The following is a 14,339-nucleotide window of genomic DNA, read 5'->3' on the forward strand; positions in this document are numbered from 1 at the left end:
TTTAAACGTTATTCTGTCACTTTTGCATCGCATCATGATTTAATTTGAAATATTCGAAAATAATAATTTCATTTTTTTACATTTGATAAACAAAAATTAACATCCGAATTATGTGGTATAAAAAATCGATTGCAAATTTAATAGCCGAGGCTGAGCAAAGGGGCCAGGGAACATTAAAAAGAACACTTACTAGTGGGGCGCTAATTGCTTTGGGTATTGGAGCAATTGTTGGCGCTGGACTTTTTGTTCGTACAGCAGCAGCAGCTGCACAAAATGCTGGTCCATCCGTAACAATCGGCTTTATCCTGGCGGCTTTAGGTTGTGTATTTGCAGGTCTATGTTATGCGGAGCTTTCATCTTCTATACCTGTATCTGGTTCTGCTTATACCTTTACCTATGCGACTATGGGAGAATTAATGGCATGGATTATTGGCTGGGATCTGGTTTTAGAATATTCAGTTTCTGCAGCGACAGTGGGTATTGCCTGGAGTGAATATTTAAATCATTTTCTAGTCGATATCATAGGTATCAAACCCATACCATATGAATGGTGTCATTCACCATTTCAAAGCTTAAATCTTTTGCAGATAAATAGTCAGGAACAATTAACCGCCTTACAGAGTGCTTTTGAACCAGCAATAGCGCAAAAAATGCAAATTGGAACTCAATTGGCTTTAGAACCAGAATTGCTAAGTAAAGTGCCCACACCCTATCAAAACCTTGTCACTACTTCTAAAGGTATTATGAATTTACCTGCTTTACTTATTGTAACGCTAATGAGTTTACTATTGGTTAGAGGAACTAGTGAATCTGTTGTTGTTAATAATATTATTGTGTTTGTTAAAGTAACAATTGTTGTTTTGGTAATTATCTTAGGTTGGCATTTTATTGATCCTGCAAATCACACTCCATATATTCCACAGTCCACTGTGTATGTAGACCATGAAGGTATTTCACATCGTTTTGGTGGAATTTGGGGAATATTAGGCGCAGCTGGAACCGTATTTTTTGCTTTTATTGGTTTTGATGCGGTTAGTACCGCTGCACAAGAGGCGAAAAATCCTAAGCGTACTATGCCAATTGGTATTTTAGGTTCTTTGGCTGTCTGTACTTTATTATATGTTTTATTTGGTCATGTATTGACAGGACTAGTGGATACAGAATTTTTCAGAGATCCTACGCGTGGTGGTGAAGCTTCGGTGGTAATGGCAATTCAAGAATCCATGCCTGGTTTTTCTTGGTTAAGCAAATCCATTACAATAGCAATTTTAGCTGGTTTTAGTTCGGTTATTTTGGTGATGCTTTTGGGACAAAGTCGAGTATTCTATTCCATGAGTAAAGATGGATTATTGCCAAAAGTATTTTCAGATGTACATCCAAAGTATGGAACACCATGGAAAGGAAACTTATTAATCTTGTTATTGGTGGCTTTATTTGCAGCCTTTGTTCCAGGAAATGTAGTGGGGCATATGACTAGTATTGGTACGTTATTCGCATTTAGTTTGGTATGTTTAGCTGTAATAATTTTACGCAAAAAAGAGCCTAATTTACATAGAGAATTTAAAACACCTTTAGTTCCTTTAATTCCTATTTTAGGTATATTGACCTGTGGAATTATGATCGCTGGATTAGGTAAAGAAAACTGGATTCGATTAATAGTATGGATTTTGATTGGTCTTGTTATTTATTTCGGATACGGAAGAAAGAATAGTAAGATTAGAAAAGAAATGGAAGGAAAATAATTGCGCCAAAGAAAGTCTTAAAAATAAAGTCCTGCAAATTTACTTTGTAGGACTTTATTTTTATCTATTTCTTTCTACTATTCTGTATCTTACTTCGGAGTAAATTGAAGAAATCTTCTTCGACTTGAAAAAATTGTGAAGCTCGAGTTTGTCCTACAATTTTTGCAAATTCTGCACGATACGACTTTTTAAGTTCTACTTCTTTAGCATCAAAAGCAATTACATCACGTTTTTCCGCATTAAGAGAATTACCGCGAACGTTGAAGCCTCTTTTAGCACGTTTCAAATCCCACATTTCCTTATTATACTGATTGTATATAGGGAAAAATCGTTCAGCTTCACTAGGACTTAATTTCAATTCCTTAGTGATATAAGCAATTTTCTCACTTTCTATTGCCTCAAAGTTTTGTTGTGCCTGTGAAGATAGATGTAAAGTGAAAATAAAGCAGATGGTTAATATAATATATCTCAATCGTAACATTATAGCATGTAATTTAAATACTCTTCTATTTCCTCTTTTCCAATTTCCAAATCCAATTGAACATTTTCATTTTTAGTATCAGACGTGTATTCTGCTAAATGGATTAAATCTTCACCTTCAGAAACTTGAGCTAAATAATTTAATATTTCTTCATCACTCACATGATCAAGATTTACCTCTGTAGTTGAAAGTTGATTTCCATTTTGATTAGAAATCGTATTTTGAAAACCAAAATAGGAGCCTACACCTACAATAAGCGCAATTGCTGCTGCTGCAGAATATTTTCTCCAATTTGTACGCTTTGGAAGAGTAAGTATAGTAGTTTCTTGTTTAGTCGTTCTTGCTAAAATTTTTTCATTCAATTGATTAAAATATCCTGTAGGAACAGTAAAGTGTTCTTGGTTTAATTCTTCAGACCATTTCTCTACAATGATTTTAGCTTCAATTTCATTTGATGCTTCCTCAAAATAAGAAGTTGGTACACTAAACCCTGATTCTTTGCCTACTTGATCATGAATGTTACTCTCAGCAATTTTTGCAAAAATTTGATTTTCCGCAGCCTCAAAATAGTCCCCTGAGACTTGGAAGTCTAAAGCAGGTACAATAGATTTAAGATTTTCTTCTGCAATAGAAGCCTCTATACTTTGACTTAAATCATCAAAATAGTTTGTAGGAATAGTAAATCCATCTTCACTCACTTTATCTTTCAAACCCTGTTCTGCGATTTTTGCAAAAATAGAAGTTTCGAGTGTGTCAAAATATCCATTAGGAACATTTGCTGTAGCTTTTGTATCTAAACTTTCGTTTATATTTCCGACAGTACGTTCGAAATGAATTTGACCGAGGATATGTTCTTCTTGATCCTCAAAGAAATTTTTAGGAATAAAAAAAGGATTTACACGCAATGAATCTGGTAGATTTTTGCCTCCTAATTCTTCGTTATATGTGTTGTGTTCCTTCATGAGTGTATATATAGATGAATTTAATAACCAAAGGTTTAATCGTGGCTATTGAAAAAATGCTCTATTTTTTTCACTGCTAAATGGTATGAAGCTTTTAAGGCCCCTACACTAGTTCCTAAAATTTCGGATATCTCATCATACTTCAAATCTTCAAAGTATTTCATGTTGAATACTAGGCGTTGTTTTTCTGGCAAGGTTAGCAAAGCCTGCTGTAATTTCATTTGGGCTTGATCCCCATTAAAATATGAGCCGTCTGTTAATGTTTCAGATAGGTAAGATGAACTGTCATCGTCTAACGAAACATTATTTTTTTGCTTTTTCTTGTTCAGAAATGTGATACATTCATTGGTAGCAATACGATACAGCCAAGTGTATAATTGCGAATCCTCTCTGAATTTATCTAAATTACGCCATACCTTCACAAAGATATCTTGGGTCACGTCATCCGCATCGTCATGATCGATGACCATGCGTCTGACATGCCAATATATTTTTTGTTGATATTTCTTCAACAATTGTTTGAAAGCCGCCTCACGTGTGCTTTCATCGGCAAACATGGATATGATTTGCGCGTCTTCCATTTATTATTTTTTTCTGCTAATAACTTTTTGTGCAGCTGCTACAATGCTTGCTGCGTTTAAGCCGTATTTTTCCATCAATTGTGCAGGAGTACCTGATTCACCGAAGCTATCATCTACTGCTACATACTCTTGTGGTGAAGGTAAGTTTTTAGCCAATACTTGCGCTACACTATCTCCTAAACCACCAAGACGGTTGTGTTCTTCCGCTGTAACTACACAGCCGGTTTTTGCTACTGATGCTAAGACTGCTTCTTCGTCCAAAGGTTTGATGGTGTGGATATTGATGATTTCTGCATCGATACCTAATTTTTCAAGTTCTTCTCCAGCTTTGATTGCTTCCCATACCAAGTGACCAGTAGCAATAATAGTCACATCTTTACCTTCGTTCAACATGACCGCTTTACCAATCTCAAAAGTTTGGTCAGCAGGAGTGAAGTTAGGAACTACTGGGCGTCCGAAACGTAAGTAAACTGGACCTTCGTATTTTGCTACCGCAATAGTAGCTGCTTTAGTTTGGTTAAAGTCACAAGGATTGATAACCACCATTCCAGGTAACATTTTCATCAAACCGATATCTTCTAAAGTTTGGTGTGTAGCACCATCTTCACCCAATGTAAGACCTGCATGTGATGCAGCGATTTTTACGTTTTTGTGTGAATAAGCGATAGATTGACGGATTTGATCGTAAACGCGTGCTGTGGAAAATTCAGCGAAAGTTCCTGTGAAAGGAATTTTACCACCGATAGTCAAACCAGCAGCAATACCCATCATATTTGCTTCAGCAATACCAATTTGGAAGAAGCGTTCTGGAAATTCTTTGATAAAAGCATCCATTTTTAAGGAGCCCACCAAGTCAGCACATAATGCTACTACATTTTCGTTCTGCTTACCTGCTTCTAATAAACCAGCACCGAAGCCCGAACGTGTATCTTTAGATTCTGTGAATGTATATTTTTTCATGTTTGTATTTAGATGTGGATTTGAGACTTTAGATGTGAGATAGCTTATCTCGAATAATTCTATTATCTAATGTCTACTATCTATCTTCTATTATCTATCTTCTATTATCTATATTAATAATCGCCTAGAGTTGATGATAATTGATTCAATGCACTTTCTAGTTGCTCGTCGTTAGGAGCTACACCGTGCCATTTGTGCGTACCCATCATGAAATCAACACCTGAACCCATTGCCGTGTGCAATAAGATAATTACAGGTTTTCTTTTTCCTGAGCGAGATTTAGCTTCATCAATACCAGCTACTACTGAAGCCATATCATTACCCTTTTCTACTTCTAATACATCCCAACCAAAAGCTTCCCATTTAGCTCTTAAGTTGCCTAAAGATAATACTTGATCTGTAGAACCATCAATTTGAGCTCCGTTGTAGTCAACTGCCGCGATTAAGTTATCCACTTTATTGTGTGGCGCATACATTGCAGCTTCCCAAACTTGACCTTCTTGCAATTCACCATCACCCATTAATACATACACTAAGCTGTTGTCTTTGTTTAATTTTTTAGCTTGTGCCGCACCAATAGCTGCTGAAAGACCTTGACCCAAAGAACCTGAAGCGATGCGAATACCTGGTAATCCTTCATGAGTAGTAGGGTGACCTTGTAAACGTGAATCTAATTTACGAAAGGTAGCCAACTCACTTACTGGGAAATATCCAGCACGAGCTAATGTGCTATAAAATACGGGTGAAATGTGACCATTAGATAAAAAGAATAAATCTTCACCAACGCCGTTCATGTTAAAAGCTGGATCGTGTTTCATAGCATAGAAATATAAAGCTACGAAATAGTCTGTACAGCCCAATGATCCACCTGGGTGTCCGGATTGACATCCATGTACCATACGTACGATGTCACGTCTTACTTGTGTTGCAGTTTGTTCAAGTTTGTTGATATCTACACTCATTTTGATTGTTTTATACAAAATACAAATTTATGTGCGTAAAGTTAATGAAATTAAATGTTTTAGGAAGGGCGAAGGGGAGAATATTGATAAAAAATGTTACTTCTCTGAGTTATAAAGGATTTATCAATGAGGGCTTTAAAACATAAAAGGCTCATTATGAATGAGCCCTTTATGTTCTTTAGTTAATCAATGACCAAGTTGACCAAGGAATTCTGGATAGAATCAAGATCAATGCAATCGTGTATGTGATAAATACAGTTCTGTTTGCTGCGTAATCTTCTGTTGCCTTTTTAGCTTTTGAATAACCTATAGTAATTAATACAATAGCAATAATCATTGTAAGTGGGTGCTCTAAGAAATATAATCTCGATAAGCTATTTCCCATGTTTTCACCAGAAAAGCTTTTGAATCCTAGTGGAGAAATAAAATAAATAATCAAACCAATCAATAATTGTAAGTGCGCAGATATAAATCCGATTAAAGCAATTTTGCGGTTATATGGATTTGCTTTAAAATAATTTACTGCAGTAATTACAATAGAAATAACCAAAGCTAGTAATAAGATTACCGCTAAAGTTGAATGTAAATGTTTCATACCTGTTAACATATGTTTTGTTTTTAAATTTCAGTTTTTACAAAAGTACTATTTTGAAAGTCGTTTTTCACCTAATTCCCTAAATTCGGATTTTGCCTTGAATTGTGGGAATGTTGTCTCGTAGCTCATCATATATCCAATATCGAAAAATAAACGAACATCTGCTATTATACCATTAAAATCCCAATGTTCATTCACTTCATCTTGTGGAGAGTGGTATTTTCCTAATCCTTTTCTACGTGTGTCATTAGCCAATGAGTCTGTAGAAATTAATTTCGAACCAGAGCCCATAAACAATCCAGGAACACCTTTTTTGACAAAGTTGAAATGATCCGAACGGTAAAAGCCACCAGAACCTGGATTTTTTTCGCCAGCTACGGTTCTACCAAATTTAGCTGCAGATTTAGCTACATAATCTTCAATTTCTGTTTGTCCATAGCCTACAATCGAAACATCTTTAGTCGCACCGGCTGCGCTGAATGCATCCATATTTAAGTTAGCAACGGTTTTGTTCAATGGATAAATAGGATTGTTCGTGTAATAACCAGAGCCTAATAAGCCATCTTCTTCACCTGTCAAGGCGATGAAAACAATGCTTCTTTCTGGTTGATGTTTGGCTGCTTTGAAAGCATTAGCAATTTCGAATAATGCGGAAACACCTGCTGCATTATCAATCGCACCATTGTAAATCGAATCTCCATTTACTGGTTCGCCAACACCTAAATGATCCCAATGTGCAGTGTAAATAATAGTTTCATCCGGACGTTTCGTTCCTTTAATTTTAGCAATGACATTGCTGGACTTCGAATTACGAATAGTATTGTTTAATTCTACTTTGGTAGAAATATTTAATGGAACAGCTTTAAAATTTGGTTTCTTGGCTTCTTCCATTATTATAGGATCAATTCCTGCGAACTTAAATAAAGCGTTAGCCGTTTCTGTAGTAATCCACCCTTCAAAATCTGTTGTTTTGATATTATCATCGGCCAACAAAAGTTGAGGGCCAGACCAACCTGAACGAACCACATCCCAACCATAACTAGCGGCGCCAGTTTCATGAATAATCAACACACCAGTTGCTCCCTGTCTTGCAGCTTCTTCGTATTTGTAATCCCAACGACCATAATACGTCATCGTATCGGCTTTGAAAAGATTTTTGTCATAACGCCCTGGATCAGAAACCATGACTACAACAGTTTTCCCTTTGACATCCAAGCCTTCGTAATCATTCCAATTGTATTCTGGAGCAACTATACCAAACCCTGCAAATACTAAATCTGTTTTTTGAATAGCAACTTTGGGAGATGATTTACGTGAAACAATCACGAAATCGTCTAGATTTTTTTTAGCTAATGTGCCGTTTTTTCCTTCGAAAGTAAGTTGAGGAGTTGAAGGTTTGGAAGCTATTTCTACCATAGGGACTTCTTGGAAGTACGAATCTCCATTTCCGGGTTCTAGCCCAAGCGTCTTAAACTGCTCTTGAATGTAATTTACCGTTAAGGTGTCGCCTTTAGTAAAAGGTTTTCTACCCAAAAACTCATCAGAAGATAACTTCTCCACGTAAGTACGATAAGCAGATTCTGTAATTGCATCGAGTGCGGTGCTATCCAATTTGCTCGCATCGTACATAGAGGAAGTTTGTTTGCACGAAGTCAAAGCTGTACAGATAAGCAAGGCAGCTACAAAAGATTTATTCATCATCTAAATAATTATTGTACGGATAAAATTACAATTAAAAGTGTAAGAAAGTATGTTGTATCTAATCTTTGACAGGAATAACTTCTGCTACAGGATGAAATAAATAGATTTTTTGCGTTGAAATCTCCAAACACTTATATCTTTTGCGAAGTTTTTCCATTTTTTGAAAAGTTCTTCCGTTTTTTAGTTGAAAAACTGCCTGTTCTGGCAATTCTTCTACATGTGTTACTTCCGAGATTTTGGTGTCGTATTTTTTCAAAACACGATATAAATTCAAATCCGTGCAGGAGGATGCGGCAGGATTATTCATGTAATTGTTAATAGCAATCACGATATCGGAAGGGAAGATGTTTAATTTCAAAAATGGCTGGATTAAGCTTTTAAAGTTGTTTTTCCATTCTTCGCCGTGCGGTTTTACCAGATTTTTGAAATCCTGATATGTTTTAAGATGGGCAAACTCGTGAACTGTAGTCATTAAAAAAGCATACGGATTTAAGTCGTGATTCACCGTAATTTGGTGTGGACTTCCTCGAAAAGGCGCACGGTAATCACCCAATTTAGAGGCACGGCTCCTGGTGACTTTAAATCGGCAAGCGGTATCATTAATCCATTGCGAAATAATTGGAGCAGCCTCTGCAGGAATATACTTACTCAATTGTTTGCTGAAATCGGGCATATCGTTACAAACATATTATTTTAATAGCAGAAAGTGAATTTTTTATGGTTTTCAAACCTAAATCTTATCCCTATATTTGAAATTAGTTTTTCGGTAGAAATAACATCAACATATACTTTATGCTATCACGATTATTAATAAAAAACTACGCTTTAATTGACAATTTGGATATCGCTTTTGATAAGGGATTGAATATTATCACGGGTGAAACTGGTGCGGGTAAATCTATTCTGATGGGTGCATTGGGTTTGGTTTTGGGTAATAGAGCGGATGGAAAACAGTTTTTTAATGAAGATAAAAAATGTGTGATAGAAGGTTATTTTTCTATTTCATCGTATGATCTGAAAGGATTTTTTGAAGAAAATGATTTGGAATATGATGATGAAACAATTATCCGCCGTGAAATATCAGTCGATGGCAAGTCTAGAGCTTTTGTGAATGATTCACCTGTCAATCTTTCGATATTAAAAACTTTGGGTGAACGATTAATCGACATTCACTCGCAACATGCAACCTTGCAAATCAATACCGAAGAATTTCAATTGTTTGTGTTGGATGCTATTGCAGGAAACGAATCTTTACTTGAAGAGTTTCGTAAGGAACTACAGCAACTAAGGCAAATCGATAAAAAACTTAAATCCTTAAAAGAAGAATCTCGTACAGCGAATGCTGAATTGGATTATAACCAGTTTTTGTTTGATGAATTGGAAAAAGTAAATGTGCGTGAAGGTGAAGTGAAGGAGTTAGAAGAAGAGCAAAGCCAATTGGAAAATGCTGAAGAAATAAAGAGAGCTTTATTGGCTTCAAATTATTTGCTTTCGGACGGCGAACACACTGCTTTAGCTTTATTAAAAGAAAGTATTCAGCAAATTCAGCAAGCTTCTCGCTATTTTTCAGATGCTGAAGAACTGGCCAATCGTCTTAACAGTGCATACATAGAAATTAAGGATGTATCATCTGAAATTGCGAATCAAGAAAGTGCAGTGCATTTGGACGAACAGCGTTTAGATGAAGTTAATACACGCTTGAGTGATATCTATAGTTTACTGAAAAAGCATCATGTAGATTCTGAATCGGAATTAATTGAACTTAAAAATCAATTAGAAGAGAAGCTTCAGGTCGCATTGAATCATGATGAAATCTTAGCGAAATTAGAAGCTGAGAAGCAAAAGCAAGAAACTAAAGTATTGCAAGTGGGTAAAAATATCCACAAGAATAGATCTAAGGTAAAATCTGAGGTGGAACACGCTGTTCAAAATACTTTGGCGCATGTTGGAATGGTTAATGCGCGATTGGATATTTCCTTAACTCTTCAACCGTTGGAGAAAGTCTCTTCTAAAGGATTGGATACTGTTCAGTTTTTATTCTCCGCAAATAAAGGGCAAGCTTTACAACCTATTCATAAAGTAGCATCAGGTGGCGAGTTATCTCGTGTGATGTTGGCTATTAAGTCTTTAGTTGCTAGTAAATCGGCTTTACCTACAATTATTTTCGATGAAATCGATACGGGTATTTCTGGGGAAGTTGCTTTAAGAGTGGGAGAGGTGATGCAAGGTTTAGCGATAAATATGCAAGTGTTGGCGATAACGCACTTACCTCAGATTGCTTCCAAAGGAACTTCACACTTCAAAGTGTATAAAGAAGATAAAGAAAATAAGACGAGATCGAATATTGTATTGATGAATGAAGATGAGCGAGTAATGGAGATAGCGCAGATGTTAAGTGGAGCGAATCCAGGAGAAGCAGCATTGGCACATGCTAAAAATCTATTAGTTAATAACTAGAAAATTTTTTAAAAGCTAGAAAAAATAAGAAAGCCTGCGAATAAGTTTTGCAGGCTTTTATGTTTTGATTGGTTTTATATATACTTTCATAGACTTATTCTTCATTTTGTCCTATGATAGCTAATAAAAGTAAATAATATCCTTTTTCTAAACCCAATTCTGCTGCTTTTTGTTCAATAGTTTTCATAATCTTGATATTTATATTAATATTTAATCCTATATCAAGTATTATTCAATTGGTATGCCAAAAATAAATTATTGGCACAATGTGATAATTAAACAAAGAAGTTAGGTACTAATTTTTTTAAGATGGAATTTTAAACTGTTGCATGCGTATTTATACGTAAGCGTCTAGTTAATCATTCTCCAAACAGCAAATAGCCATCTCTTGCTCCCTGAATCACTTGCTGTAATTGCGCAGGACTCAATTGATTATTTAAAACTTGAAAATTTTTCCAAATAATAGATAATTGATCTTGATGTTGGGAGAGGTATGCAAAAGGAAATCCATCAAATGAAGGATATTCCTGTAGTTTCTTCAAAATCATTTTATTACCTAGCATCGCTCCTAAAACAATGTAAATTAATCCGAGCTTATAATGTTTATCAGAAGCATTCACTACAACGGGTGAATATTGAGTATAATCAATATTCATATGCTTAAGATCAACCAATAATGAATCTTGCTTTTGAGACAAAATATCGCTTAATTCAAGCCATTCCAAACTTACTTTAGAAATAATGCCCGTGATATAGCAATATGATTTTAATATAAAATTTTTATAATGAGCGATAGTAAATTGATTACTAAATAACAAGTGTGCATTCATCACCTGCTCAATTCTATCGTGTAAATCCTGCGTTTCTGTTTTTAATAATTTATTATTCATTCGGGAATTTTATTTTAAATACGGTTCCGGATCCAATTATACTTTCAAAGCTGATTTCGGCATTTAATCGATCGACAATTCTTTTTACAATCGACATACCCACTCCACTTCCTTCGAATTGAGTAGCATTGGATAAGCGTTTGAAAATACTAAATACCTTTTCTTTTTCTGTCTCTTCTATGCCTATGCCGTTGTCTTTTATGAAATAAACAGTCTTATTATCTTCTATTATACTATATATTTCCAAAACTGTCATGCTGTTTTTACTACTAAACTTAACCGCATTGTTAATTAGATTCATAAACAGCTGATACAGTAAAGTTTTTTCACCAAAAACTGGATGCAAATCTCCAAGGATGATTTCAAAATTCTGGACTTTGTACCTCTGAATAGCCTGCTGAATAAGCTGATTAATAAATGTTTCAGTTGCCACCAGTTCATATTTCAGAATATTGAAAGAGCTTTTTGTAGATTCAATGGTCTTATCAATAATATCATTAATCAGACTAGCGGCATCTGCAATATTTTTAGAAAATCTAGCTACAAATTCTTGAGAGATATCCTGTCGGGTTTGCATGAATTGTGCAGAAGTTTTGATTGTCGACAGCGGATTTTTAAGATCGTGCGCCAACTGATGTGTATATGTATCCAAGGCATTATTAGCCTCAATCAACTTCTGATTTAGTCGTCGAACTTCATTCAATTTTCTTAGCATAGACTCTTGAATAAGTTTTTGAATCCTTACTAAAAAGTCATTATCAAATACTGACCATTTTTCTGACTGACCACTTACCTCTTTTTTCCACAATTGGAAAGAAGTACGAGGAGAGTAAATATAAGCTTGTTTTTCTTTCGAAAAAATTTGATGTTTTTCAGGGACCCCTGCCCATTTTTCTTCGGCTATAATTTCCTTTCTGAACCAATAAATAGCAAATTCATTATCTTCATCAAAGCATAAGCGAGCGATGCCTGTCCAGTTTTTGTTATCTACATTTTTATTTGCCGATAAGGAAAACGAATGACTGGTAAAGATATTCTCATTACCCACTATTTTGTTTATTTCAGTGTGTATGTCTTGAAGCAAATATTCGTTAGGTGTGTCTCCAAATCGTAAAGTATAATCTGGAGATTTAATGATTAGACCAGTTGCAGAGATAGTTTGCATAAAACGATTCGCAAATTCACTCAAAGTTTTTTCAAAAGATTGGCTAAAGAATAATTTTTCTTTGAGTTCCAATTCGATTTCTTTGATAGTATGATCTTGCTGAATTTTAATACGCTGTTGTTTTACCAAATATTTATTTGCAGCATATTGAGTAACAAAAAGACAAAGACTTCTTTTGTCAAAAGGGATATATTTTGGTTCAATATTCTGGCAAGCTACTAATCCCCAAAGTTTATTGTCAATGACAATGGAAAAACTTGCACTAGCTCGCACACCAAAATTATCTAAATATTGTAAGTGCATAGGAGATAAAGCCCGAATTTGAGATTTAGAAAGATCTATTTGTTCTGGTGATAAACCATAAATATCTATAGTCTTTTCATGAATATCGGGGGTTTGACGCGAAAGATTTTTAAGATACAACTGTCTTGCTTGTTTAGGAATATCAAACTCTGGATATCTGTAGCCTAGAATAGATTCTTCTTTCAGTTTTTTGTTTTCGGCAATAACAATACCACTGCTGTCTTCCAAAAATTGATATACCATAATGCGATCAAAATCAATAATCTTAAAGATATTTTCGCACAAGGTTTGCCATACATTTTCGCTACGTTCGAAATTTTGCTGAAATTCATTCAACTGATTTAGTTCAATGATCATGTTTTCATTCATTTCGAACTCCAGAAACAATTTCTCATTGTGAACGTAAAGCGTCAGCTGGTAATTTCTACCATTTAATTTGGTCTTTGTCGATAATGGTTGCTGTTTTAATATTTGAAAATCCTTGATATTCAAATCAAGAGGAGAATCCGATGGAATGTTTTTAAGAAAATCATTCAATTCCAGATGCAACGCACTGGATAAATCAAAAGGAAGCCATTCCGAGCAATTCTCACTAACGGCCACACATTTGCCCGATAAATTAAAAACAATGAGGTAACCAAAATTTTGAATTTTCCCGCACAAATGAATTGGCTCTTCCTCACAGTTTAGCGTTTTAAGCTCTTTAATCATTCGGTAATAGTAGTAGATGTTTTATAAATATAGCTTTTCTGGAGGATATAGTCTATAGGCATAGACAAAATAGTGGGTTGGACGAAAATATATTTAATGAACGTATAGTTTATTAGGAGTAATGAAAGAAATCAATAGACAAGAACAAATTATAATAATAGTATTTTAATTTTCTTTTATTCTCTATTGGATAGCTACTGGTAGATATAAAAGATGAATACCTGTAAGCAACGAGGCTAACAGGTATTCTAATCGTATGTTGTTATTATTTTACACTCCCAATTTAAACGGAATGAGCCCTGTAGAATACAGAGCTCATTATATCAAGAACATTGCATAAATTTGTCTAACTTTTTGGGGGCAGTCCCAAACATTCCTTTTTATTTTTTAGTTTCCGCCGTTGTCGGCGTCTGTAAGTGTTACTTTTACTTTAATATCTTTATCAAGTGCGTTCAGGTTTGAACCTAATCTATCTTCTGCATACAAAGAAACTGTACCGACTTTATATTCATAAGAATAGTGAATACCTTTAATCGTAGCAGGAATTGCATTGTAATATCCTTTGCTATCTGTAAATTCCAGATGAACCTGCACAGTACCATAGTTATAATACGCATTATCAAGTTCAGGAAACTCTAAATCTGTATAATAAATATTTGTATTTCCATCCCGTACCCAATCATTTGGCTTTACAGTAGTAGTATAAGTCACACCTGGCAAATAATTGGTAATATACTCTTTTGTGCAAGAGCTCAATGTCACTAATGAGGCGCTAGCAATTGCTAAGGCAAGTAATACTCGTTTCATGTGTATAGTAGTTATATATTAA

Annotated in this window: 13 protein-coding genes; 2 read left to right on the forward strand and 11 right to left on the reverse strand. The window is 34.9% G+C overall.

Features of this window, described 5'->3' with window-relative positions; all coding sequences use genetic code 11:
* Nucleotides 1-110 precede the first annotated feature (110 nt).
* A complete protein-coding gene (locus tag H8B04_RS05650; RefSeq protein WP_165290252.1) occupies nt 111-1,742 on the forward strand; it encodes an APC family permease in 1,632 nt (543 codons plus the stop codon).
* Nucleotides 1,743-1,806: 64 nt separating this feature from the next.
* On the opposite strand, the gene H8B04_RS05655 is transcribed toward H8B04_RS05650, so the two are convergent.
* From H8B04_RS05655 to H8B04_RS05690, 8 genes are all read right to left on the reverse strand, one after another.
* Nucleotides 1,807-2,223: a hypothetical protein gene (locus H8B04_RS05655; RefSeq protein ID WP_206366782.1), complete on the reverse strand. Its 417-nt coding sequence runs from the start codon at nt 2,221-2,223 to the stop codon at nt 1,807-1,809.
* On the reverse strand, nt 2,223-3,185 hold the full coding sequence (locus tag H8B04_RS05660; RefSeq protein ID WP_165290253.1) for a DUF3379 domain-containing protein: 963 nt from the start codon (nt 3,183-3,185) through the stop codon (nt 2,223-2,225). The genes H8B04_RS05655 and H8B04_RS05660 overlap by 1 nt, the downstream gene beginning before the upstream one ends.
* A gap of 35 nt (nt 3,186-3,220) precedes the next feature.
* Nucleotides 3,221-3,766: an RNA polymerase sigma factor gene (locus tag H8B04_RS05665; RefSeq protein WP_165290254.1), complete on the reverse strand. Its 546-nt coding sequence runs from the start codon at nt 3,764-3,766 to the stop codon at nt 3,221-3,223.
* 3 nt (nt 3,767-3,769) lie between these two features.
* Nucleotides 3,770-4,726, reverse strand: a complete 957-nt coding sequence (locus H8B04_RS05670) for a transketolase family protein (RefSeq protein WP_165290255.1) — start codon at nt 4,724-4,726, stop codon at nt 3,770-3,772.
* Between the two features lie 113 nt (nt 4,727-4,839).
* A complete protein-coding gene (locus H8B04_RS05675) occupies nt 4,840-5,688 on the reverse strand; it encodes a transketolase (protein ID WP_165290256.1) in 849 nt (282 codons plus the stop codon).
* Between the two features lie 178 nt (nt 5,689-5,866).
* Complete coding sequence (locus tag H8B04_RS05680) at nt 5,867-6,283, reverse strand: hypothetical protein (protein ID WP_165290257.1); 417 nt, start codon at nt 6,281-6,283, stop codon at nt 5,867-5,869.
* A 48-nt stretch (nt 6,284-6,331) separates the two neighbouring features.
* Nucleotides 6,332-7,984, reverse strand: coding sequence for a M28 family metallopeptidase (locus tag H8B04_RS05685; protein ID WP_223815289.1), 1,653 nt, complete (start codon nt 7,982-7,984; stop codon nt 6,332-6,334).
* A gap of 58 nt (nt 7,985-8,042) precedes the next feature.
* Nucleotides 8,043-8,657, reverse strand: coding sequence for a SprT family zinc-dependent metalloprotease (locus H8B04_RS05690; protein ID WP_190301722.1), 615 nt, complete (start codon nt 8,655-8,657; stop codon nt 8,043-8,045).
* Nucleotides 8,658-8,776: 119 nt separating this feature from the next.
* Here H8B04_RS05690 and recN point away from each other — a divergent pair, with 119 nt between their 5' ends.
* Complete coding sequence (gene recN, locus H8B04_RS05695; RefSeq protein ID WP_190301723.1) at nt 8,777-10,441, forward strand: DNA repair protein RecN; 1,665 nt, start codon at nt 8,777-8,779, stop codon at nt 10,439-10,441.
* Between the two features lie 359 nt (nt 10,442-10,800).
* On the opposite strand, the gene H8B04_RS05700 is transcribed toward recN, so the two are convergent.
* From H8B04_RS05700 to H8B04_RS05710, 3 genes are all read right to left on the reverse strand, one after another.
* Nucleotides 10,801-11,331, reverse strand: coding sequence for a biliverdin-producing heme oxygenase (locus H8B04_RS05700; RefSeq protein WP_190301724.1), 531 nt, complete (start codon nt 11,329-11,331; stop codon nt 10,801-10,803).
* Entirely contained in the window at nt 11,324-13,510 is a 2,187-nt protein-coding gene (locus H8B04_RS05705; protein ID WP_190301725.1) for an ATP-binding protein, read from the reverse strand. The genes H8B04_RS05700 and H8B04_RS05705 overlap by 8 nt, the downstream gene beginning before the upstream one ends.
* Before the next feature lie 387 nt (nt 13,511-13,897).
* Nucleotides 13,898-14,317 (reverse strand): hypothetical protein, encoded by a 420-nt coding sequence (locus H8B04_RS05710; protein ID WP_165290262.1) that lies wholly within the window; start codon nt 14,315-14,317, stop codon nt 13,898-13,900.
* Between the last annotated feature and the right edge of the window lie 22 nt (nt 14,318-14,339).

It is taken from the genome of Sphingobacterium litopenaei (assembly GCF_014692495.1).
In the GTDB taxonomy this organism is placed as follows: domain Bacteria; phylum Bacteroidota; class Bacteroidia; order Sphingobacteriales; family Sphingobacteriaceae; genus Sphingobacterium; species Sphingobacterium litopenaei.

Excerpts from the sequence above, each read along its gene's own strand:
- H8B04_RS05650 (WP_165290252.1), top strand. The coding sequence starts at position 111 with ATGTGGTATAAAAAATCGATTGCAAATTTAATAGCCGAGGCTGAGCAA.
- H8B04_RS05655 (WP_206366782.1), bottom strand. The coding sequence starts at position 2,223 with ATGTTACGATTGAGATATATTATATTAACCATCTGCTTTATTTTCACT.
- H8B04_RS05660 (WP_165290253.1), bottom strand. The coding sequence starts at position 3,185 with ATGAAGGAACACAACACATATAACGAAGAATTAGGAGGCAAAAATCTA.
- H8B04_RS05665 (WP_165290254.1), bottom strand. The coding sequence starts at position 3,766 with ATGGAAGACGCGCAAATCATATCCATGTTTGCCGATGAAAGCACACGT.
- H8B04_RS05670 (WP_165290255.1), bottom strand. The coding sequence starts at position 4,726 with ATGAAAAAATATACATTCACAGAATCTAAAGATACACGTTCGGGCTTC.
- H8B04_RS05675 (WP_165290256.1), bottom strand. The coding sequence starts at position 5,688 with ATGAGTGTAGATATCAACAAACTTGAACAAACTGCAACACAAGTAAGA.
- H8B04_RS05680 (WP_165290257.1), bottom strand. The coding sequence starts at position 6,283 with ATGAAACATTTACATTCAACTTTAGCGGTAATCTTATTACTAGCTTTG.
- H8B04_RS05685 (WP_223815289.1), bottom strand. The coding sequence starts at position 7,984 with ATGATGAATAAATCTTTTGTAGCTGCCTTGCTTATCTGTACAGCTTTG.
- H8B04_RS05690 (WP_190301722.1), bottom strand. The coding sequence starts at position 8,657 with ATGCCCGATTTCAGCAAACAATTGAGTAAGTATATTCCTGCAGAGGCT.
- recN (WP_190301723.1), top strand. The coding sequence starts at position 8,777 with ATGCTATCACGATTATTAATAAAAAACTACGCTTTAATTGACAATTTG.
- H8B04_RS05700 (WP_190301724.1), bottom strand. The coding sequence starts at position 11,331 with ATGAATAATAAATTATTAAAAACAGAAACGCAGGATTTACACGATAGA.
- H8B04_RS05705 (WP_190301725.1), bottom strand. The coding sequence starts at position 13,510 with ATGATTAAAGAGCTTAAAACGCTAAACTGTGAGGAAGAGCCAATTCAT.
- H8B04_RS05710 (WP_165290262.1), bottom strand. The coding sequence starts at position 14,317 with ATGAAACGAGTATTACTTGCCTTAGCAATTGCTAGCGCCTCATTAGTG.